Here is a 20,381-nt window from a genome sequence, read left to right as displayed (position 1 = left end):
CCCGCATCTCCCCTGCGTTTGGCCGCTGATTCATGATCCAGATCGAAGACCTCACTTTCAGTGCCTGGGGCCGGCGCTTCTTCGACCGCGCGAGCGTGGCCGTCCCGCCCGGATCGAAGGTCGGGCTCGTCGGCCGCAACGGTGTCGGCAAGTCAACCCTGTTCAAGATCATCCTCGGCGAGTTCCAGCCCGACAGCGGCGTGATCCTCCTGCCGAAGAATGCCCGCGTCGCCTCCGTCGATCAGGAGCACCCGGCGACACCCGTCACCCTGATCGACACCATCCTGGCGGCGGATATCGAGCGCGAGGCCCTGAACCTCGAGTTGGAGACCGCCGAGCCCGAGCGCATGGGCGAGATCTACGGCCGGCTGATCGAGATCGACGCCGACCGGGCTCCCGCGCGGGCGGGCGAAATTCTCGCCGGCCTCGGCTTCTCGGTGGAGGACCTGACCCGGCCGATGTCGGAATTCTCCGGCGGCTGGCGCATGCGCGTGGCTTTGGCCGCCGCGCTCTTCGCCGAACCGGACATGCTGCTCCTCGACGAGCCCACCAACTACCTCGATCTGGAGGGCGCCCTGTGGCTGGAGGCACGGCTGAAGCGCTACCCGCACTCCGCCCTGATCATCAGCCACGACCGCGAGCTTCTGAACAATTCCGTCGATGCCATCCTGCACGTCGCGGGCGAAAAACTCGAACTCTATACCGGCGGCTACGACGATTTCGAGAAGCGCCGGGCCGAGAAGGCGCGGTTGCAGGCTTCCACCAAGATGAAGCAGGACGCCGAGCGCGCACACCTGCAGAGCTTCGTCGACCGGTTCAAGGCCTCGGCGTCGAAGGCGGCGCAGGCCCAATCGCGCATGAAGCGCCTCGCCAAGATGGAGCCCATCGCCACCACCATCGAGGAGCATGTGGCCCCGTTCCATCTGCCTTCGCCCAAGCGCCCGCTGGCGCCGCCGCTGATGCATCTCACCGACGCCACCATCGGCTATGGCGATGACGAGCCGGTGCTGCGCGACCTCAACCTGACTCTCGACGTCGATGACCGGATCGGCCTTCTCGGCGTGAACGGCGCCGGCAAGTCGACCTTCGCCAAGATGGCGGCCGGTGCCCTGAAGGTGCGGGACGGGCGCATGGTGCGCGAGGGCAGGGTGCAGGTCGGCTGGTTCCACCAGCACCAGATCGAGGCCCTCGACCCGAAGGACACGCCGCTCGCCATCATCCGCCGCGAGCGGCCGGACGACAGCGAATCCGGCCGTCGCGCCAAGCTCGCCAGCTTCGGCCTCGCCTTCGACAAGCAGGAGACGACGGTGGACGCGCTCTCGGGCGGCGAACGAGCCCGCCTGCTGCTCAACCTCGTGGCGATGCAGGCGCCCCACCTGCTGATCCTCGACGAGCCGACGAACCATCTCGACATCGACAGCCGCCGGGCCTTGCTCGACGCTCTGAACGATTACGGCGGCGCCGTCATCCTCATCACCCACGACCGCTCGCTGATGGAACTGGTGGCCGACCGTCTCTGGCTCGCCGCCGACCGGACCGTGAAGCCCTTCGCCGGCGACATGGACGACTACGCCCGCTTCGTCCTCGACCGGTCGAAGACGGGAAAGACCGCGCCGGGGCAAGGTCGGGAGAAGAAGACCAAGCGCAAGGCGGCGTGAAGATAGAGACTGTCGCGTGCCGGCTTTTGTCTACATCCTGCGCTATGCCGACGGTCGCTACTATGTCGGATCGGCGCGCGGGGAATCTCTCGACAGGCGACTTGGTGAGCATAACGCCGGCACGTTTCCCGGCTACACCAGCAGCCGTCGTCCCGTCGTCCTGGTCTATGCCGAGCAATTTGAATGGATCACCGATGCCATTGCTTTCGAGCGCAGGCTGAAAGGATGGAGCCGGGCGAAGAAGGAAGCCCTCATCGCGAGCGACTGGGAGGCCTTGCAGAGATTGGCGAAGCGTCCGCGCCATGCTCAGACTTCCAACCCGCCGACCTCATCCTGAGGCGCTTTCGCATGGCGAAAGCCTCGAAGGAGGCTTCCAGTCCGCGTTACGCTAGCTGGAGGGCTCCTTCGAGGCCGCTCACGCGGCACCTCAGGATGAGGTCGATGGCGGGATGACCTGGGGAATTGATTACGCCCGCAGGGTTTTGGTGGTCGGCACGGATATCATACCCACCGACCTCACCTTGAGGCGCTTTCGCAGCGCGAAAGCCTCGATGGAGCCTTCCAGTCTGCGTTGCGCTGGCTGAGCGCCTCCTTCGAGGCCGCTTGCGCGGCGCCTCAGGATGAGGCGCGTGGTGGGAGGGTCAGACGGTGCCGTGTTGGGGCGGATCCGCGCGCATACGTCTTCGCCCAGGCGGCGCTACGGCAATCGGACATTTCGCGGGATGCACGGCCCTCCTCCCCCTTATGGGGAGGAGTGGGAGGTGGGGGTGGTGCCGCTAGCCTCGGCCGAGTGAGGGTCGCCCAGCCACCCCCACTCCTAACCTCTCCCCACGAGGGGGAGAGGGGATGTACGTCGAGCTTACTTCCGCAGGATCTTCGTCACGAGGCGGCCGATGGGGTTGCTCGAATCGTAGTTGCGGTCGTCGCGGACGACGGGGCGGTTCTCGTTGCCGAGGATCTTGGTGACGAGGCGTCCGATGAGGCTCATGGCTGTATCCCTTCAAACCGGTTATGCGCCGCATTACGGCGCAGCTTGACGGTCAACACGCCGGACGTCCTCCCGTTCCGGATGAACCCCATATGACGCGCGCCCGTCCCGGCATCGCCCTTGCTCCTCTCGGGCTGAAAGAGGGGACACGATGACCGAGCGACTGCTTCATGCCGGCGCGAGCCTGGCGCTGCTCCTCGCCGTCGCGATCCTGTTCTCCACCAATCGCCGGGCGATCCGCCCTCGGACCGTCATCTCGGCCCTCGCCCTGCAGATCGCCATCGGGGCAATCGTGCTGTTCGTGCCCGTGGGGCGTCAGGCCCTCGATGCGGCGGCGACGCTGGTCCAGACGGTTCTGGCCTATGGTGATCGCGGGGTCCTGTTCCTGTTCGGCGGCCTCGTCGAGCCGCGCATGTTCGAGCTCTTCGGCGGCAGCGGCTTCATCCTGGCCCTGCGGGTGCTGCCGCAGATCCTCTACGTCTCCGCGCTCATCGCGATCCTGTATCACCTCAAGGTGATGCAGACCCTCGCCCGCCTCATCGGGGCGGGCTTGCAGCGGGTGCTCGGCACATCGCCCATCGAGACCTTCTCGGCGGTGATCACCATCGTCATCGGCCAGAGCGAGATCGCCGTGGCCCTGCGGCCGTTCCTGATCCTGCTGACCGGGGCCGAATTGTTCGCCGTGATGTCGAGCGGGGCCGCCTCCACCGCCGGATCGATCCTGGCCGGCTACGCCGCGTTGGGCGTGCCGATGGAATATTTGCTCGCCGCCGGCGTCATGGCGATTCCCGGCGGGCTTCTCTACGCCAAGATCCTGATGCCCTCGACGGAGCCGACGCGGGTGACGACCATGCGGGTGGAATTCGCCGAGACGCGGGCGGTGAACCTCATCGAGGCGGCGGCCGATGGCACGCAGAAGGGCCTCGTCATCGCGGTGTCGGTGGGCGCCATGCTGATCGCCTTCACCGGGCTCATTGCGCTGCTCAACGGCATCGCCGGATGGGGCGGCGGACTCGTCGGTTATCCGTCCCTCAGCATCGAGGGCGTGCTCGGGCTCGCTTTCGCGCCGCTGGCCTGGCTCATGGGTGTGCCCTGGAGCGAGGCGGGTCTGGTCGGCGGCGCAATCGGGCAGAAGATCGCCTTCAACGAGTTCCTGGCCTATGCGCAACTCTCGCCGACACTGAAGGCTGGCACGCTCGATGCCCGGACGACGGCCATCCTGTGCTTCGCCCTGTGCGGCTTCGCCAATCTCGCCTCCATCGCGATCCAGCTCGCGAGTCTGGCGAGCCTCGTCCCCGAGAGGAGGTCCGAGATCGCACGCTATGGAATGCGCGCGATCCTGGCTGGTACGTTGTCGAACCTGACGAGTGCGACCATCGCCGGCCTGTTCATCGGCTGACGGCGGACCGTCACGCGGCGGCGCGCTTGGCCTTGGACGGCTTGGCCGCTGCCGGGGCGGCCTTGGCCGGGGCCGTGACCGGGAGTTCGATGTCGACGCCGAGCGTCGACATGTCCTGGCCCCGCTCCAGTCGGATCTGGACCTTGTCCCGCTCCACCGTGACATGCTTGGCGATGACGGCGAGGATCTCCTCCCGCAGGAGCATCACCAGGTCGGAGCCGCCGGCCCCGGCCCGCTCATGGGCCAGGATCAGCTGGAGACGGTCGCGGGCCGTGGGGGCCGAGGCCCGCTTGCTGAAGAGGTTGCGCAGGCTCATGCCGCCCTCCGGGTGAACAGCTTGTTGAGGAGAGACTTCTTGTCGGACGGCACAGTCATCGGAACCGTATCGCCCTTCAGGCGGCGGACGGCGTCGATATAGGCCCGGGCCGGGGCGCTGAGCGGGTTGTTCATCGTCACCGGGCAGCCGACGTTGGAGGCGCGCAGCACTTCCAGGCTCTCGGGGATGATGGCGAGCAGCGGGATCGAGAGGATCTCGAGCACGTCGTCGACCTTGAGCATGTCGCCGCGGTCGGCGCGGGCGGGGTCGTAGCGGGTGAGGATGAGGTGTTTCTCCATCACCTCTCCGCGCTCGGCCTTCAGCGTCTTCGAATCGAGAAGACCGATGATGCGGTCGGAATCGCGCACCGAGGAGACTTCCGGGTTCGTGACGACCACCGCGAGGTCGGCGTGTCGCATGGCGAGCGTCGCTCCGCGCTCGATGCCGGCCGGGGAATCGCAGATCACCCAGTCGAACTTCTCGCGCAGCTCTTCCATCACCTTGGCGACGCCCTCGTCGGTAAGCGCGTCCTTGTCGCGGGTCTGCGAGGCGGGCAGCAGCGACAGGTTCTCGAGCCGCTTGTCGCGGATCAGCGCCTGGTTGAGCTTGGCGTCGCCGTTGACCACGTTGATGAGGTCGTAGACCACGCGCCGCTCGGCGCCCATCACGAGGTCGAGGTTACGCAGGCCGACGTCGAAATCGACGACGGCGACGCTCTGTCCGGCCTGCGCGAGTGCTGCGCCGAGAGCCGCTGTGGTGGTCGTCTTGCCGACGCCGCCCTTGCCAGATGTAACGACCAGAACCTTGGCCATGCGTGTATCTCCTTAATCCAAGGTTGCCATTTTGATGGAGCCGCTATCGAGCCAGATCTGCACGGGTTTCCCGCGCAGGGTCGTGCCCATGTCCTCGGCCGTGCGGACGAGGCGATCGATCCCGAGCAGTTCGGGCTCGAACTTGCGGCAGTAGATGCGGGCGCGGGGGTTGCGGGCGGCACCGGCGATGGCCCGGCCGCGGAGCGCCCCATAGACGTGGATGGAGCCGCCGGCGAGGATCTCGGCGCCGGAGGCCACCGAACCCATGACGGTGACGTCACCGGTGGGATGCGTGATCGACTGGCCGGACCGGACCGAGCCCTCGATCATGAGAGACGTGGTTTCCGGCTCGGCCTCCTTCGGAATCTCGATGCCGATGGAGGGCCGTCCGTTTACGAGGAGCGGGGGCAGGGCGAGCCCGTCGAGCATCGTCGTTCCCGCCAGGGTCGCCGCCGCGCCCTCGATGCCGAGGATGCGGATGCGGCGGGCACCGAGATCGGCCAGGACCTTGCCGAGCACGTCCGGGTCCGACCCGAGCGCCGCGATGTCGAGGATGAGGGGGCGGCCGTCGAACAGGGTCGGCGACCGCTTCAGCGAGGCGTCCAGATCGGCGAACCAATCGGGAAGCGGAGCTTCCGGCGCCAGGACGAGTGCCTTGAAGGCACGGCCTCGTAGCGTCACGGATCGGCGGGATGGAGGGGCGTGTGTCACGGGCTCTCGCGATTCCTTACCGAACCATTGACGGTCCTTATGGTTACCGCTTGGTTAACGAGCCGGCTTTCTGTGATCCTGTGACCCTATAATCCTGCGATCCTGGGTTCCTGCGTTGGCGCTACTCCAGCGCGGCGACCTTGATCGCATCTCCTTCCAGGCGGATCTGCGCCGGTTGGCCCCGGCGGTCCGGCCCGAGATCGTCGGCCGTCCGGTAGAGACCGTCGATGGCGAGCAGTTCCGGCTCGAACTTGCGGCAGGTGATGCGGGCATCGGGATTGCCGGAGGCGCCCGCGATGGCCCGCCCCCGCAGCGCTCCATAGATATGAATGGAGCCGCCGGCGATCACTTCCGCGCCGGAGGCCACCGATCCCATGATGGTGATGTCGCCTTCGAGATGCAGGATCGTCTGGCCCGACCGGACCGGCTGGTCGAGGATCAGCGAGCGGGCGGCGCGCGGCGGTTCGGCGTGCGTGGGCGCGGGAGCGTCCGGCGTGGCGACCTCGTCCACCGGCCGTCCGCCAGCCGGGGCAGGGGGCAGCCCCTCGCCGAGGCTGCCGGATTTGGCTCCCTCGATTCCCATCACGGTGACGTCGCGGGCCTTGAGTTCGGAGACCAGGGCGGTGAGGTCCGCCCGGTCGAGGCCGAGGCCGGACACGTCGAGGATCACCGGGCGCCCCACGAAGAAGGCGGGGGAGCGCCGGGACAGCGCGTCGAGGTCTTCGAGCCAGTCATGCACCGGTGCCGAGGGGGCCAGCACCAGGGCCATGAAGGAGCGGCCACGGAAACGGATCGGGGGACGGGAATTCGGCTGGGTCACGCGGGGGCGTTTCTGTTGTTCTGGAATCGCAAAAGAAAGTCTTGGGCCGACCATATCGGCAGATCGCCCGGAACGCTCCCCTCCCGGCATCGTCGCCCACGCCTGTTTCTCAGCTGAATCCGGCGAGCCGCCGTTTCCCCTTGCCATGTGTCCGGATCGAACATAAAGATATCTTTATGTCTCAAGAGAGCGCCAAGGCGACAGTCGTCCTTCCTTTCTCCGATGCCCTCGGTGTGCTGCGCGCCACCGCGGAAGAGACGCGCCTGCGCATTCTCGCTTTGCTGATGCAGGGGGAATTGTCGGTCTCCGATCTCACCGACATTCTCGGCCAGTCGCAGCCGCGCATCTCGCGCCATCTCAAGCTTCTCGTCGAAGCGGGTCTGGTGGAGCGGCATCGCGAGGGGGCCTGGGCGTTCTTCCGTCTCATCGAGGCGAGGACGGGCCTGGTGGAGCCCCTGGTCGGCGGCCTCGACCGCTCGAGCCCGCCCCTGTCCGAGGATCGGGCCCGGTTGGAGGGCGTCCGGGCCCAGCGCGCGGATGCCGCGCAGAGCTTCTTCGCCCGCCTCGCCCCGAAATGGGACCAGCTTCGCTCGCTCCACGTGCCGGAGGCGATTGTAGAGGCGGCGGTGATCGACGCCCTCGGACCGCGCCCTGTGCGGAGCCTGATCGATCTCGGCACCGGCACGGGGCGGATGCTCGGACTTCTCGCGCCCAGGGCCTCCCGCGCAACGGGACTCGATTCGAGCCACGCCATGCTCTCCGTCGCGCGCGCCAATCTGGAGCGGGCCGGCTTGTCCGGCGTCGACCTGCGCCAGGGCGACATCCATGCGCCACCCTTCGGCCGGGGCAGCTTCGACCTCGTGGTGGTGCATCAGGTGCTGCATTATCTCGACGATCCCGCCCGTGCGCTCCGGGAGGCGGCGCGGCTCGTGGCGCCCGGAGGCCGGCTTCTCGTGGTGGATTTCGCGCCGCACGATCTCGAATTCCTGCGCGAGGAGCAGGCCCATCGCCGCCTCGGCTTCGCCGCCGAGCAGGTGACGGGCTGGCTCGCCGATGCCGGGCTCGGCATGGTGGCGACACGGCATCTCGCTCCGGCCGACGAGAGCGGGCACCAGCTCACCGTGACCCTCTGGCTCGCCGCCGCGGCGGCGGAGCCGACCCTCGCTTCCGAGGCGGAGCGCGCGGTGGCCTGACCGGCCGCCACGAAATTCCACCTCGACGACACACGTCTGAACCGAAAGATCTTGAGGACGACCCGATGCCCACCGCTTCCCACCACCGCGCGAGCCGCGACGGCTACCGTCCGATCCAGGTCTCCATCGAGTTCTTCCCGCCGAAGACCGACGAAATGGAGAAGGTCCTGTGGTCGTCGATCGAGCGGCTCGCTCCGCTCCAGCCGAAATTCGTCTCGGTGACCTATGGGGCCGGCGGCTCCACCCGCGAGCGCACCCACAACACCGTGGCGCGGATGATCAAGGAGACGAGCCTCAAGCCCGCCGCCCATCTCACCTGCGTGGACGCCACCCGGGAGGAGATCGACGAGGTCGTGCAATCCTATTGGGATGCCGGGGTACGCCACATCGTGGCCCTGCGCGGTGACCCGCAGGACGGTGTCGGCACCGCCTATCGGCCGCATCCCGGCGGCTATGCCAGGACCAGCGATCTCGTGGCCGGCATCAAGCGGATCGGCGACTTCAAGGTCTCGGTCTCGGCCTATCCCGAGAAGCACCCCGAAGCCGCCACGCTGGACGCCGATATCGACGCGCTGAAGGCCAAGGTCGATGCCGGCGCCGACCAGGCGATCACGCAGTTCTTCTTCGAAAACGAGGTCTACCTCCGCTACGTCGACAAGGTCCGCGCCGCCGGGATCGACATCCCGATCATCCCCGGCATCCTGCCGGTGCAGAACTTCAAGCAATCCGCCAATTTCGCCCGCCGCACCGGCGCCTCGGTGCCGTATTGGCTGGCCGCCCGGTTCGAGGGGCTGGACAACGACGTCGACACCCGTCGGCTGATCGCGGCGGCGGTGGCGGCCGAGCAGGTGCTCGATCTGGTGGACGAGGGGGTCAACGACTTCCATTTCTACTCGATGAACCGCTCCGACCTCGTCTATGCGATCTGCCATCTCCTCGGCCTGCGCGCGCAAGCGCCGAAGGTGGCGGCGGCGAAGGCGGCCTGAATCAAGAACGCGCGCTCCAACCCTCGGACCTCATCCTGAGGTGCCCGCATAAGCGGGCCTCGAAGGAGGGATCCAGATCGCGCAACGAGACCTGGAGGCCTCTTTCGAGGCCTTCGCTACGCTCCGGCACCTCAGGATGAGGTGGATTGGTGGGACTTCGCGTCTCCAAGGATACGACATGACAGACCTCCGCCCCGTAGACGGAAAAGAGATCGAAGCGGCCCTGCGCCAGCGGGCAGCGGAAAAAATCCTCGTCCTCGATGGGGCGATGGGCACCGTGATCCAGCGCCTCGGCTACGGCGAGGCGGATTTTCGCGGGGGGCGCTTCCTCGATCACAGCCACGACCAGAAGGGCAACAACGACCTCCTGATCCTGACGCAGCCCGATGCGATCCGGCAGATCCACCTCGACTACTTCCTGGCCGGGGCCGACGTCTGCGAGACCAACACCTTCTCGGGCACCACCATCGCCCAGGCCGATTACGGCATGGAATCGATCGTCCACGAGTTGAACGCGGAAGGCGCGCGGCTCGCCCGCGAGGCTGCCGCCTTGGCCGAGAAGCAGGATGGCCGCCGCCGTTTCGTGGCCGGCGCCATCGGCCCCACGAACCGCACCCTGTCGATCTCGCCGGACGTGAACAATCCGGGCTACCGGGCGGTGACCTTCGATCAGGTCAAGACCGCCTATATGGAACAGGTGCGCGGCCTCATCGACGGCGGCGCCGAACTGATCCTCATCGAGACGATCTTCGACACGCTCAACGCCAAGGCGGCGGTGGCGGCGGCCTGGGCGGTGTTCGAGGAGACCGGCACCACCCTGCCGATCATGATTTCGGGCACGATCACCGATCTCTCCGGCCGCACCCTGTCGGGACAGACGCCCGAAGCGTTCTGGAACGCGCTGCGCCATGCCAGCCCGCTCACCATCGGGCTGAACTGCGCGCTCGGCGCCAAGGAGATGCGCGCTCACATCTCCGAACTCTCGCGCATCGCCGACACCCTGGTCTGCGCCTATCCGAATGCCGGCCTTCCCAACGAGTTCGGCCTCTATGACGAAAGCCCCGAAGCCATGGGCAGGCTGGTGGGCGAGTTTGCCACCTCCGGCCTCGTCAACATGGTCGGCGGCTGCTGCGGCACCACGCCGGACCATATCCGCGCCATCGCGCAGGCCGTGGAGGGGGTGAAGCCCCGCGCGATCCCGGAGGTGCCCCGCCTGATGCGCCTGTCGGGCCTCGAGCCCTTCACGCTGACGAAGGAGATCCCCTTCGTGAATGTGGGCGAGCGCACCAACGTCACCGGCTCGGCCAAATTCCGCAAGCTCGTCACCGCCGGCGACTACGCGGCCGCCCTCGATGTCGCCCGCGATCAGGTGGCGGCGGGCGCCAGCATCATCGACATCAACATGGACGAGGGCCTGCTCGATTCCGAGAAGGCGATGGTCGAGTTCCTCAACCTCGTGGCCGCCGAGCCGGACATCGCCCGCGTGCCGGTGATGATCGATTCCTCGAAGTTCCACGTCATCGAGGCCGGGCTCAAGTGCGTCCAGGGCAAGGCCATCGTGAACTCGATCTCCATGAAGGAGGGCGTCGAGAAGTTCATTGCCGATGCCAAGGTGTGCCGCTCCTACGGCGCCGCCGTGGTGGTGATGGCCTTCGACGAGCAGGGCCAGGCCGACTCTTACGAGCGCAAGGTCGAGATCTGCACCAAGGCCTACAAGGTACTCACCGAGGAGGTCGGCTTCCCGCCCGAGGACATCATCTTCGATCCGAACGTGTTCGCGGTGGCCACCGGCATCGAGGAGCATAACGGCTACGGTGTCGCCTTCATCGAGGCGACCAAGACCATCCGCGAGACCCTGCCCCACGCCCATATCTCGGGCGGCATCTCGAACCTGAGCTTCGCCTTCCGCGGCAACGAGCCGGTGCGCGAAGCGATGCATGCGGTGTTCCTGTACCACGCGATCCAGGTCGGCATGGACATGGGCATCGTGAATGCCGGCCAGCTCGCGATCTACGACGAGCTGCCGGCCGAGCTGCGCGAGCTGTGCGAGGACGTCGTCCTCAACCGGCGCGAGGATTCCACGGACCGACTGTTGGAAGCGGCCGCGCGCTTCAAGTCGGGTGGCGGCGTGCAGGCCAAGACCGCCGATCTGTCCTGGCGCGAGGCTCCGGTGGAGAAGCGCATCGAGCACGCTCTGGTCAACGGGATCACCGAGTACATCCTCGCCGATACCGAGGAGGCGCGCCTCGGCGTCGAACGTCCGCTCCATGTCATCGAAGGCCCGCTGATGGCTGGCATGAACGTGGTCGGCGACCTGTTCGGCTCCGGAAAGATGTTCCTGCCGCAGGTGGTGAAGTCCGCCCGCGTGATGAAGCAGGCCGTGGCCTATCTCGAACCCTTCATGGAGGCGGAAAAGCTCGCCAATGGCGGCGACGGCAAGCGCCAGGCCGCCGGCAAGATCCTGATGGCGACGGTGAAGGGCGACGTCCACGACATCGGCAAGAACATCGTCGGCGTCGTGCTCGCCTGCAACAATTACGAGATCATCGACCTCGGCGTGATGGTGCCGGCGGCCAAGATTCTCGACGTGGCCAAGCGCGAGAATGTCGACATCGTCGGCCTCTCCGGCCTCATCACGCCCTCGCTGGACGAGATGGTTCACGTGGCGGCCGAGATGGAGCGCGAGGGGTTTTCGGTTCCCCTGCTCATCGGCGGCGCCACGACCAGCCGCGTCCACACCGCCGTGAAGATCCACCCCTCCTACAACCGTGGCCAGACCGTCTACGTGACGGATGCGAGCCGCGCCGTGGGTGTGGTCTCCAGCCTGCTCTCGAAGGAGACGCGGGACACCACCATCGCCAACATCCAGGCCGAGTACCGCAAGGTGTCGGACGCGCATGCGCGCTCGGAGCTCGACAAGCAGCGCCTGCCGCTGGCCAAAGCCCGTGCCAACCCGTTCAAGATCGACTGGTCGGGCTACCGTCCGACGAAGCCGAGCTTCACCGGCGTGCGGGTCTACTCCTCCTACGAGGTCGCCGACCTCGTGCCCTATATCGACTGGACGCCGTTCCTCCAGACCTACGAGTTCAAGGGTCGCTACCCGGCGATCTTCGAGGACCCGAACCAGGGTCCGGCCGCCAAGGCCCTGTTCGACGACGCGCAGGAGATGCTGAAGCAGATCGTCGACGAGCGCTGGTTCAACCCGAAGGCGATCATTGGCTTCTGGCCGGCAAATTCGGTGGGCGACGACATCGCGCTCTATACCGGCGAGAGCCGCTCCGAAAAACTCGCGACCTTCCACGGCCTGCGTCAGCAGCTGTCGAAGCGCGACGGGCGCGCCAATACCTGCCTGTCCGATTTCGTGGCACCGAAGGACTCGGGCATCGGCGATTACGTCGGCGGCTTCGTGGTCACGGCGGGGCTGGAAGAGGTTCGCATCGCCGAGCGCTTCGAGCGGGCCAACGACGATTACCGCTCGATCCTGGTGAAGGCGCTCGCCGACCGCATCGCCGAGGCCCTGGCCGAGCGCATGCACGAGCGCGTCCGCAAGGAGTTCTGGGGCTACGCCGCCGACGAGACCTTCGGCCCCGAAGATCTCGTGCGGGAGGACTATGCCGGCATCCGCCCGGCACCGGGCTATCCCTCGCAGCCCGACCACACCGAGAAGGTCACCTTGTTCGACCTGCTCAAGGCCGAGTCGCGCATCGGGGTGAAGCTCACCGAGAGCTATGCCATGTGGCCCGGCTCCTCGGTCTCCGGTCTCTACATCGCCCATCCGGACGCGCATTACTTCGGCGTCGCCAAGGTGGAGCGCGATCAGGTGGAGGATTACGCCCTGCGTAAGGGCATGGACCTCCGCGAGGTGGAGCGTTGGCTCGGCCCGATCCTCAACTACGACCCGGCCCGCTACCTCGCGGCGGCGGCGGAGTAAGGTACGCGATTCGGTGGAATGGAGCGCGGGTGTGTCCTGGCGAGGCTTGACCGTCGGACCGCCCGCGCTTCAATGCGATCCCTTGTTCGATGGCCTGAGCGGAGCGCGACCACGTTGAACCGGACCACCGGAATTCTGGCCGTCGCGGCCACGCTCGCCCTCGGGGTCTCGGGCTGCACCGGTTTCTCCTACCTGTCGAAGAATTACGCCACCGTGGGCGTCCAGGTGGTGACCATCGGCTGCAAGGACCCGTATTCCGTCTACGACCAGCGCCGCGTGAACAAGATGCTCGTCGTCTCCGATGGCGTGCGGGAAATCGTCGGCTGCGGCATCGACGAGCGCTACGACGGGCAGGGCGGCCCGGCGGAGACCCGAGCCAAGCGGTTGCGCGAGGCGGCGCGGACCTTCCTCGACGAGACGGCCCGCGAGAATTGCAAGATCACCGGGGAAGCCATCTTCTCCGACCTGCAGACCGAGTTCTCCTACATCTGCAAGCCGACGCCCGAAGAGCGCGGCTTGAAGGTGCCCAGACTCCCTGGTCGCGGCTGACCAGCCTGATCTGACGCATCAGTCCGCGTTCGCCGAGGGCGGACGCGGAAAAGTCCGCTCCGCGGCATCGCCCGATGCCGCGAGCAGGGCGCGGGCGAGGTCGCGCGCCTCCCGCCGGTCGAGGGCGAGAATGGCGGTGAAGGGCGTCCCGGACAGGTCCGCGAGGCCGAGTTCGAGCCGCACACCGTCCGGCAATGCGGCGACGGCGAGACTCCAATCCCGTTCCTGCTGCCCGTTCATGTACCCCACTCCCGTTCGGCTCGCGGCATCGGCCCGAGGATGGGCGGCGATCCACCGGACCACGCCGATGTCGCGATGCCGGAAACCGCGCATGGAATGACCGATTGCGGCGCGCAGGGCCAGAGGGGAAGCGCCCCCTGCGAAACTCTCTCGGACGCGGGCGATTGACGGGCGGCGGCGGAACGGTGTTTCTCCGCCCGCGAAACGGCCGGATCGCCGGCCGGGCAACCCTCGCCCAGGAACAAGGAAACGCCCACATGTCCGAGATCTGGTTCCGCACCGGAGAGGCCACCGTCCTCGCCGCCGATGGCCAGTACACCGACGCGATGCCGGAGGTGCTGATCGGCTCCACCCGCGGCCCGGTGGGTCAGGCCTTCGCCGGCATGATGGGGCAGGTCCAGGGCCATACCCGCATGTTCGTGGTGCGCGACCTGAACCAGCTCGTGCGCCCATCCACCATGATGACCACCAAGGCGACGATCCACACGGCGGAATACGTCAACCTGTTGGGCGGCGTGGTTCAGGCCGCCACGGGCGACGCCATCGTCGATTGCGTGATCGAGGGCATCCTGCCGAAGGACGGGCTCGACGACCTGTGCATGATCATCATGATCTGGCTCGACCCGCGCTGCGCCGAGGATGCCAATCTCGACCAGAAGGATCTCTACCGCACCAATTACGAGGCGACGAAGCTCGCCATCGCCCGCGCCATCAAGGGCGAGCCGAGCATCGACGAGCTCATCGCCAACCGCAAGACGGTGAAGCACTACGCGCTCGAGGACATCATCGAGTACTGAGAGGCCGGAAAACCCAAGGGCGGAGGGATGCGCGGGCGTTCCTCCACCCGCGGACCATTCCTATCCGTAAAAAAGCGGCCGGTACGGCGGCGATGGCCGCTCTCAGGCCGATACGGGTGCCAGGACCCGTGGCTGCATCCCGGCCGTTCCGGCGCCGCCGCGGGGCCGCGCGCCCGACACTTCGCGTAAGGAGTCCACCGTCTCGTCGGAGCTCGCGGCGACGAGATCGCGCCGCCGTTCCGCCGTCGGGATCGGCATGCGCACCATGATGATGGTGCCGAGGCCCTCCTCCGAACGGATGCGCAGCGAACCGCCATGCAGCTCCGCCATGGAGCGGGCGATGGCGAGACCCAGCCCGGACCCCTTATGGGTGCGCGTGAGATTCGTCTCCACCTGCTGGAAGGGCGAGCCGAGGCGGCGGAGCGCCGCCTTCGGGATGCCGATCCCGTTATCCTCGATGAAGATGTTGACCAGATCGCCGGAGGGGCGCGCCTTGACGACGATGCGCCCGTCGCCTCCGGGGGTGAACTTCACCGCGTTCTGAATGAGGTTCAGGAGGATCTGGTGCAGGGCGCGGCCATCGGCCAGCAGGGTCAGATCGGTGGCGACGTCGACCGCGATGGTCAGCGACTTCGCCTTTGCCGCCTCGGCCACGAGCTTCAGCGCGTTCTGGACCGCGTCGTCGAGGGGAACCTCCCGGAGGGCCAGACGGACGCGGTGCGATTCGATGCGCGACATGTTTAGGATGTCGTCGATGACCGAGAGCAGGTAGTCGCCGCTGGAGCGGATGTCGCGGCAATACTCGGTGTAGCGCGGGGAGCCGAGCGTCCCGTAGACCCCGCTCTCCATCAACTCCGCGAAGCCCATGATGGCGTTGAGCGGCGTGCGCAGTTCGTGGCTCATGGTGGCGAGGAACTCTGACTTCGCCTGGTTGGCCGTCTCGGCCTGGGCCTTCTGGTCGAGGTAGCGCTCGGCGAGGTCCGCGAGCTGCTGGGTCTGGAGTTCCAGGGTCCGGCGCGAGCGCTTGAGGTCCTTGACCGTCTCGATCAGTTCGCGCTCCGAGGCGACGAGCTGCTCCTGCTGGCGCTTGAGGTTGGTGATGTCGGTGCCGACCGAGACGTACCCGCCGTCCTTGGTCCGCCGCTCGCTGATCTGGAGCCAGCGACCGTCGGTGAGCTCCGCCTCGAAGGTGCGGGCCGTGGCCGACGAGGCCTCGATCTCGCGCAATTCGCGGCGCACCGGCGGCAGGACGCCCCGGCCCATGATCTCGTGGTAGCGCTTGCCCGGAATCGCGTCGTCCGGGCTCAGGGCATGGAGGTGGCGGAACTTCGAATTGCACAGGACGAGGCGGTTGCTCGTGTCCCACAGGACGAAGGCTTCGGAGATCGCCTCCACCGCGTCGCGCAGGCGCATGTCGGCGGTGGCGTTGGATTCGGCGAGCTGGCGCTGCTCGGTGACGTCGAGGGCGATGCCGACGAGGTGACGGCCGCCATCGACCTGATCGGGGACGATCTCGGCGCGGGTGCGCAGCCAGATCCAGCCGCCATTGGCGCTGCGCATGCGGAACTCGTGATCGACGGTGGATTGGCTCGCGGCCAGCTGGCGAGCCAGGGCGTAGAGGTCGCCGTCATCGGGATGGACCAGGGCGTTCACGTCCCCGAAGGACAGGAACTCCCGCTCCCGGCGGTATCCGAGCAGGGCGTACATCGAATCCGACCAGTAGATCCGGCCGCGTGGAATATCCCAGTCCCACAATCCGCAGCGGCCACGACCGAGCGCCGTGTCGAGCCGCTGCTTGATCTGCTCGCAGAGCCTGTCCACCGCGTAGGCGCGCTGGGTCTGGAGCGCGTAGGCGATCCCGATCCCGATGATGACGAGGGCGGCGGCGCCGTAGAGCACCACCTGATGCCGCATCCGCATGGCCCAGGCGTCGAGGACCGGGGCGATGGGCTGGATCACGGCGATCTGGCCGCGGCCCTTGGGGAGCGTCCGCAGGGCCGCGAAGGCCTGCTCGCCGTTGGCGAGGGTGAGGGCCATCACGCCGGCGCGCTCGCCCAGCGTGCTGAGCGCCTGCATCTCGCCGAGGCGGTCCGTCAGGGTCCCGCTCAGATCCGTCAGTGCCGGATGGGCCCCGAGGATGGTCTCGGATGCCGAGGTGACGAGGATCTGGCGTCCGGCCGGCATCAGGGAAACGGGAAGGAGCGTCTCCAGGCGCGACCGGATCGCCGGAGACGTCGCTTCCACATCCGCCAGGGCGCCGGTGACGAGACGCGTGAAGGTCTCGATGTCGGTGACCGTATCGCGCAGGATCTCGCTGCGCTCGCCGCGCAGATGGAGCGCTGCGCCAGCCGCAAGGCAGACGAGAAACGTGGCCAGAAAGGCGGGCACCGCATAGCGGAGCCAGATCTCGGCACGGACGAACCGGGTATGGGCCGCGGTCTGAGGGCGGTGAATACCAAGAATCGTATCCGCACGTGCGGAGAGGGAAGCGGAATCCGCCTCCAGCATGACAAGTCCCCGCGGCTGTGGATGAGTCGTTCCTCGGCGTGGGGTGAGTCACGCTTCGAATCGTATCCAATTCAGCATTTCCACAGCCAACTTGTCCACGAAATTCTTGGGCGAGCGCTTGACTCTCGGCTCGGTGTGACAATCGGATTCGAAGAATCGATAGTTCGAATTTGACCTTATTTTAGAAAGCGTTAACCAATCTCGAGTGTCCGGCCCAGAATATCGGCCACGTCACGGGAAAGCCCCCCGGCGGAGGCGAATTCGCCAAGCGTGACCGTAGCTTGAGTCCGCCGTCCGGATTCCAGCATTTTCCACGATCCGAACGCCGTCAGAAGCCGCGCGGCGAGCTGTGGATTCATCCCGTCGATGGTCCGGATCGCGTCCGCCATCAGTCTGAAGCCCGCTCCGTCGGGTCGGGCGAACTGGGTCGGGTTCGCCATGGCGAAGGAACCGAGAAGCGCGCGCACCCGGTTCGGGTTGGTGATGGCGAAAGCCGGATGGCCCTGAAGCGCCGCGACGCGGGCGATGGTGCCATCCTCCGGGATCATCGCCTGAAGGGCGAACCATTTGTCGAGGACCAACGGCTCGTCGGCATAACGGACGCCGAAGGCATTGAGGGCCGCCTCCCTCGCTTCGCCGGGGATCGCGGCCAGGGTCGAGAGGGCCGCCAGCCGGTCGGTCATGGTGGCGGCCTCGGCGAATTGAGTGGCGGCGAGTTCGCCGCCTCGGACTTCGTCCGCCGCGGCGATGAGGTCGAGGGCGGCGTTGCGCAGGGCCCTGCGCCCGGCCGAGGCCGCATCGGGGCTGAAGGCGGCGCCCGTTGCGTCGGTCATGGCAGCGTGGAGGGAGTCCAGTCGTCGTCCGAGACCCTGCCCGATCTGGCGCCGCAGGGTCCGCCGGGCGCGGTGGACCGCATCGGGATCGACGTCGCCGCCGATTTCGTTGGCGACGTCGCCCTCGCTCGGCAGACCGAGGACGAGGGCGGCGAAAGCCGGATCGCTGAGGGCTTCGGTATCGAGGAAGGTGGCGAGAGCCTCGACGAAGGCCCGCGCGTCCGGTCCCGCATCCTCCGCCGGCGGGGCATCGGCCCTCGTCCGTTCGACAATGAGGCGCATGGCGACGCTCTGGGCCGCCTGCCAGCGGTTGAACGCGTCGGTGTCGCGGGCGAGCAGTCTCAAGCGGTCGGCATCGCTCGATGCCATCTCGATCCGGACCGGGGCGGAGAAGCCCCGCAACAGGGACGGCACCGGCCTGTCGTCGACCCCTGAGAACACGATTTCGTCGGAGGCGCGGTCGAGGACGAACACACCCTCGCTCACGCGCTCGCAGGAGGCGGCGATGGGGCCACCCTCGCCGACGAGGCCGAGGGCGATGGGGATGACGAGGGGCGGGCTGTCCTCGGCGCCGGCCAAGCGCTGGCGGAAGCGCAGGCGACAGGTCCGCGCCGTGGCGTCGTAATCCCCCTCGACGCTCACCACCGGCGTTCCGGGACGCTCGTACCACCGCGCGAAATCCGACAGGTCGCGCCCGGTTTCGGCACTGAACGCGGCGAGGAAATCCTCCACCGTGGCGGCCCGCCCGTCATTGTCGGCGAAGTAGCGGTCCATCCCGGCGCGGAAGGCGGCGCCGCCGATCAGGCTGCGCAGCATGCGCACGATCTCCGCGCCCTTCTCGTAGACGGTGGCCGTGTAGAAGTTGTTGATCTCGGCATAGGCCCGGGGCCGGACCGGATGGGCCAGCGGCCCGGCATCCTCCGGGAACTGGCGGGCACGCAGCGTCCTGACCTCGCCGATGCGATGGACCGCGCGCGAGCGCATGTCGGACGAGAATTCCTGGTCGCGGAAGACCGTGAGGCCCTCCTTCAGGCAGAGCTGGAACCAGTCGCGGCAGGTGACGCGGTTGCCCGACCAATTGTGGAAATACTCGTGGGCGATGATCCGCTCGATCGCCGCGTAATCGGCATCGGTGGCGGTGTCGGGCGAGGCGAGGACGTATTTGTCGTTGAAGATGTTGAGGCCCTTGTTCTCCATGGCGCCCATGTTGAAATCGGACACCGCCACGACGTTGAAGACGTCGAGATCGTAGGCGCGGCCGAACGCCTCCTCGTCCCATGTCATCGAGCGGGCGATGGCGTCGAGGGCATAGGCGGCCCGGTCCGACTTGCCCGGCTCCACGTAGACGGCGAGGGACACGGGGCGGCCCTCCATCGTGGTGAACTCGGCGGACACCCGGTCGAGGCGGCCGCCGACGAGGGCGAAGAGATAAGCGGGCTTCGGGTGCGGATCGTGCCAGATCGCATAATGCCGGCCCGGGCCGGCGGGACCGGCCTCCGTCAGGTTGCCGTTGCCGAGAAGGACGGGCGCTTCGTCGGCATCGGCCTCGATCCGCGTCGTATAGACCGACATCACGTCGGGCCGGTCGAGGAAGTAGGTGATCCGGCGGAAGCCGTCGGCCTCGCACTGGGTGCAGTAGACGCCGCTCGACCGGTAGAGGCCCATGAGCTTGGTGTTGGCGGTCGGATCGACCCGCGTCTCGATCGTCAGCGTGAAGGGTTGTCGCGGCGGCTCATGCACCGTCAGCGCCGAGGCGGTGGCGGAATAGGCCGCCGGATCGAGGATTTCGCCGTCGAGCGACAGCCGCGTCAGCGCGAGATCGTCACCGTCCAGCACCAAAGGCGTGTCGGCGCGTCCGTCCGGGTTCGGGCGCAGGGCCAGGGTCGTGACGATCCGCGTCTCGCGGGGATGGAGCCGAACGTCGAGTGCCACCGTGTCGATGAGATGGTCGCTCGGCCGGTAATCCTCCAGACGGATCAGCGTCGGGCTTTCGGTACGCATGCGGTCGGTCCTGATCGGAATCGAGGATTGAGAACAGCTCCGTGTCGCCGGTCGGCCCGGCTTCCACCCTCTGGATATGAGGGGGGCGGGAGCGTTGGAGGCATCGCGGCGTTGACGCTTGGCATAGCCGGGCCACATAGGCGGCATCAACCGGAGACGACCCAGCCCATGGAATACCTGCACACGATGGTCCGCGTGGCGGATCTCGACAAGGCGCTCGCCTTCTACGTCGATACGTTCGGCCTGCGCGAGACGCGCCGCGTGGAGAACGAGAAGGGCCGCTTCACCCTCGTCTTCCTCGCGGCCCCCGGCGATTACGACACGGCCCTGGAGACGAAGGCGCCCCAGGTGGAGCTCACCTACAATTGGGACCCGGAGACCTATTCGGGCGGGCGCAATTTCGGTCACCTCGCCTATCAGGTGGACGACATCTACGCCTTCTGCGCGCGCCTGCAGGACAAGGGCGTGACCATCAACCGGCCGCCGCGCGACGGCTACATGGCCTTCGTGAAGTCGCCGGACGGGATCTCCATCGAGATCCTGCAGAAGGGCGAGGCGAAGCCGCCGCAGGAGCCGTGGGCCTCCATGGAAAATACCGGCTCCTGGTAGGGCCGGCGGGTCGGGGCGCGCGTCATGGCG

17 protein-coding genes are annotated in these 20,381 nt (G+C 67.3%); 9 read left to right on the top strand and 8 right to left on the bottom strand.

The features are described 5' to 3' along the window. Nucleotides 1-32 precede the first annotated feature (32 nt). The gene (locus tag ASF26_RS12485) at nucleotides 33-1,658 is read left to right on the top strand and encodes an ABC-F family ATP-binding cassette domain-containing protein (RefSeq protein ID WP_056254250.1); all 1,626 of its coding nucleotides are present in this window, start codon (nucleotides 33-35) and stop codon (nucleotides 1,656-1,658) included. Nucleotides 1,659-1,674: 16 nt separating this feature from the next. Further along, a complete protein-coding gene (locus ASF26_RS12480) occupies nucleotides 1,675-1,995 on the top strand; it encodes a GIY-YIG nuclease family protein (protein WP_056254246.1) in 321 nt (106 codons plus the stop codon). 522 nt (nucleotides 1,996-2,517) lie between these two features. Here ASF26_RS12480 and ASF26_RS12475 read toward each other — a convergent pair. Next, nucleotides 2,518-2,646, bottom strand: a complete 129-nt coding sequence (locus tag ASF26_RS12475) for a hypothetical protein (RefSeq protein WP_056254243.1) — start codon at nucleotides 2,644-2,646, stop codon at nucleotides 2,518-2,520. 151 nt (nucleotides 2,647-2,797) lie between these two features. Here ASF26_RS12475 and ASF26_RS12470 point away from each other — a divergent pair, with 151 nt between their 5' ends. Then, entirely contained in the window at nucleotides 2,798-4,045 is a 1,248-nt protein-coding gene (locus tag ASF26_RS12470; RefSeq protein WP_056254239.1) for a nucleoside transporter C-terminal domain-containing protein, read from the top strand. A gap of 10 nt (nucleotides 4,046-4,055) precedes the next feature. Here ASF26_RS12470 and minE read toward each other — a convergent pair whose 3' ends face one another. The 4 genes from minE to minC (ASF26_RS12450) form a co-directional block, all read right to left on the bottom strand. Beyond that, complete coding sequence (minE, locus tag ASF26_RS12465; protein WP_018045195.1) at nucleotides 4,056-4,361, bottom strand: cell division topological specificity factor MinE; 306 nt, start codon at nucleotides 4,359-4,361, stop codon at nucleotides 4,056-4,058. Further along, nucleotides 4,358-5,173 carry a septum site-determining protein MinD gene (gene minD / locus ASF26_RS12460; protein WP_018045194.1) on the bottom strand — a complete coding sequence of 272 codons (816 nt, stop codon included), beginning with the start codon at nucleotides 5,171-5,173 and terminating at the stop codon, nucleotides 4,358-4,360. Before minD ends, minE begins: the two co-directional genes overlap by 4 nt. Before the next feature lie 12 nt (nucleotides 5,174-5,185). Next, entirely contained in the window at nucleotides 5,186-5,884 is a 699-nt protein-coding gene (gene minC, locus ASF26_RS12455; RefSeq protein ID WP_056254235.1) for a septum site-determining protein MinC, read from the bottom strand. 121 nt (nucleotides 5,885-6,005) lie between these two features. After that, nucleotides 6,006-6,704, bottom strand: coding sequence for a septum site-determining protein MinC (gene minC / locus ASF26_RS12450; protein WP_244475914.1), 699 nt, complete (start codon nucleotides 6,702-6,704; stop codon nucleotides 6,006-6,008). A gap of 176 nt (nucleotides 6,705-6,880) precedes the next feature. On the opposite strand from minC (ASF26_RS12450), the gene ASF26_RS12445 reads away from it, so the two are divergent. The 4 genes from ASF26_RS12445 to ASF26_RS12430 all read left to right on the top strand — a co-directional run bounded on the left by ASF26_RS12445 (nucleotide 6,881) and on the right by ASF26_RS12430 (nucleotide 13,363). Next, nucleotides 6,881-7,897, top strand: coding sequence for a metalloregulator ArsR/SmtB family transcription factor (locus ASF26_RS12445; RefSeq protein WP_056254227.1), 1,017 nt, complete (start codon nucleotides 6,881-6,883; stop codon nucleotides 7,895-7,897). 65 nt (nucleotides 7,898-7,962) lie between these two features. Next, entirely contained in the window at nucleotides 7,963-8,883 is a 921-nt protein-coding gene (gene metF, locus ASF26_RS12440) for a methylenetetrahydrofolate reductase [NAD(P)H] (protein WP_056254221.1), read from the top strand. Nucleotides 8,884-9,061: 178 nt separating this feature from the next. Further along, nucleotides 9,062-12,814 carry a methionine synthase gene (gene metH / locus ASF26_RS12435; RefSeq protein WP_056254217.1) on the top strand — a complete coding sequence of 1,251 codons (3,753 nt, stop codon included), beginning with the start codon at nucleotides 9,062-9,064 and terminating at the stop codon, nucleotides 12,812-12,814. Nucleotides 12,815-12,928: 114 nt separating this feature from the next. Beyond that, complete coding sequence (locus ASF26_RS12430) at nucleotides 12,929-13,363, top strand: hypothetical protein (protein ID WP_082477612.1); 435 nt, start codon at nucleotides 12,929-12,931, stop codon at nucleotides 13,361-13,363. A gap of 18 nt (nucleotides 13,364-13,381) precedes the next feature. On the opposite strand, the gene ASF26_RS12425 is transcribed toward ASF26_RS12430, so the two are convergent. Beyond that, entirely contained in the window at nucleotides 13,382-13,603 is a 222-nt protein-coding gene (locus tag ASF26_RS12425) for a hypothetical protein (RefSeq protein WP_056254211.1), read from the bottom strand. 257 nt (nucleotides 13,604-13,860) lie between these two features. Between ASF26_RS12425 and fae the strand changes: the two genes are divergently transcribed. Beyond that, complete coding sequence (fae, locus tag ASF26_RS12420) at nucleotides 13,861-14,400, top strand: formaldehyde-activating enzyme (RefSeq protein WP_056140822.1); 540 nt, start codon at nucleotides 13,861-13,863, stop codon at nucleotides 14,398-14,400. Between the two features lie 102 nt (nucleotides 14,401-14,502). Here fae and ASF26_RS12415 read toward each other — a convergent pair whose 3' ends face one another. Together ASF26_RS12415 and pepN are read right to left on the bottom strand one after the other, a co-directional pair. Next, entirely contained in the window at nucleotides 14,503-16,908 is a 2,406-nt protein-coding gene (locus tag ASF26_RS12415; RefSeq protein WP_056254207.1) for an ATP-binding protein, read from the bottom strand. A gap of 191 nt (nucleotides 16,909-17,099) precedes the next feature. Beyond that, nucleotides 17,100-19,742 carry an aminopeptidase N gene (gene pepN / locus ASF26_RS12410; protein ID WP_056254203.1) on the bottom strand — a complete coding sequence of 881 codons (2,643 nt, stop codon included), beginning with the start codon at nucleotides 19,740-19,742 and terminating at the stop codon, nucleotides 17,100-17,102. A gap of 168 nt (nucleotides 19,743-19,910) precedes the next feature. Between pepN and ASF26_RS12405 the strand changes: the two genes are divergently transcribed. Next, nucleotides 19,911-20,351 carry a VOC family protein gene (locus ASF26_RS12405; RefSeq protein ID WP_056254200.1) on the top strand — a complete coding sequence of 147 codons (441 nt, stop codon included), beginning with the start codon at nucleotides 19,911-19,913 and terminating at the stop codon, nucleotides 20,349-20,351. The last annotated feature ends 30 nt before the right edge of the window (nucleotides 20,352-20,381 follow it).

Origin of the sequence: Methylobacterium sp. Leaf93, from assembly GCF_001422345.1 — a bacterium.
GTDB classification, from domain to species: Bacteria; Pseudomonadota; Alphaproteobacteria; order Rhizobiales; family Beijerinckiaceae; genus Methylobacterium; species Methylobacterium bullatum.
This window is presented reverse-complemented; position numbering and strand designations above follow the sequence as displayed.

Coding starts and splice junctions, on each gene's coding strand:
- ASF26_RS12485 (WP_056254250.1), top strand. CDS start 33: ATGATCCAGATCGAAGACCTCACTTTCAGTGCCTGGGGCCGGCGCTTC.
- ASF26_RS12475 (WP_056254243.1), bottom strand. CDS start 2,646: ATGAGCCTCATCGGACGCCTCGTCACCAAGATCCTCGGCAACGAGAAC.
- ASF26_RS12470 (WP_056254239.1), top strand. CDS start 2,798: ATGACCGAGCGACTGCTTCATGCCGGCGCGAGCCTGGCGCTGCTCCTC.
- minE (WP_018045195.1), bottom strand. CDS start 4,361: ATGAGCCTGCGCAACCTCTTCAGCAAGCGGGCCTCGGCCCCCACGGCC.
- minD (WP_018045194.1), bottom strand. CDS start 5,173: ATGGCCAAGGTTCTGGTCGTTACATCTGGCAAGGGCGGCGTCGGCAAG.
- ASF26_RS12445 (WP_056254227.1), top strand. CDS start 6,881: ATGTCTCAAGAGAGCGCCAAGGCGACAGTCGTCCTTCCTTTCTCCGAT.
- metF (WP_056254221.1), top strand. CDS start 7,963: ATGCCCACCGCTTCCCACCACCGCGCGAGCCGCGACGGCTACCGTCCG.
- metH (WP_056254217.1), top strand. CDS start 9,062: ATGACAGACCTCCGCCCCGTAGACGGAAAAGAGATCGAAGCGGCCCTG.
- ASF26_RS12425 (WP_056254211.1), bottom strand. CDS start 13,603: ATGAACGGGCAGCAGGAACGGGATTGGAGTCTCGCCGTCGCCGCATTG.
- fae (WP_056140822.1), top strand. CDS start 13,861: ATGTCCGAGATCTGGTTCCGCACCGGAGAGGCCACCGTCCTCGCCGCC.
- ASF26_RS12415 (WP_056254207.1), bottom strand. CDS start 16,908: ATGCTGGAGGCGGATTCCGCTTCCCTCTCCGCACGTGCGGATACGATT.
- pepN (WP_056254203.1), bottom strand. CDS start 19,742: ATGCGTACCGAAAGCCCGACGCTGATCCGTCTGGAGGATTACCGGCCG.
- ASF26_RS12405 (WP_056254200.1), top strand. CDS start 19,911: ATGGAATACCTGCACACGATGGTCCGCGTGGCGGATCTCGACAAGGCG.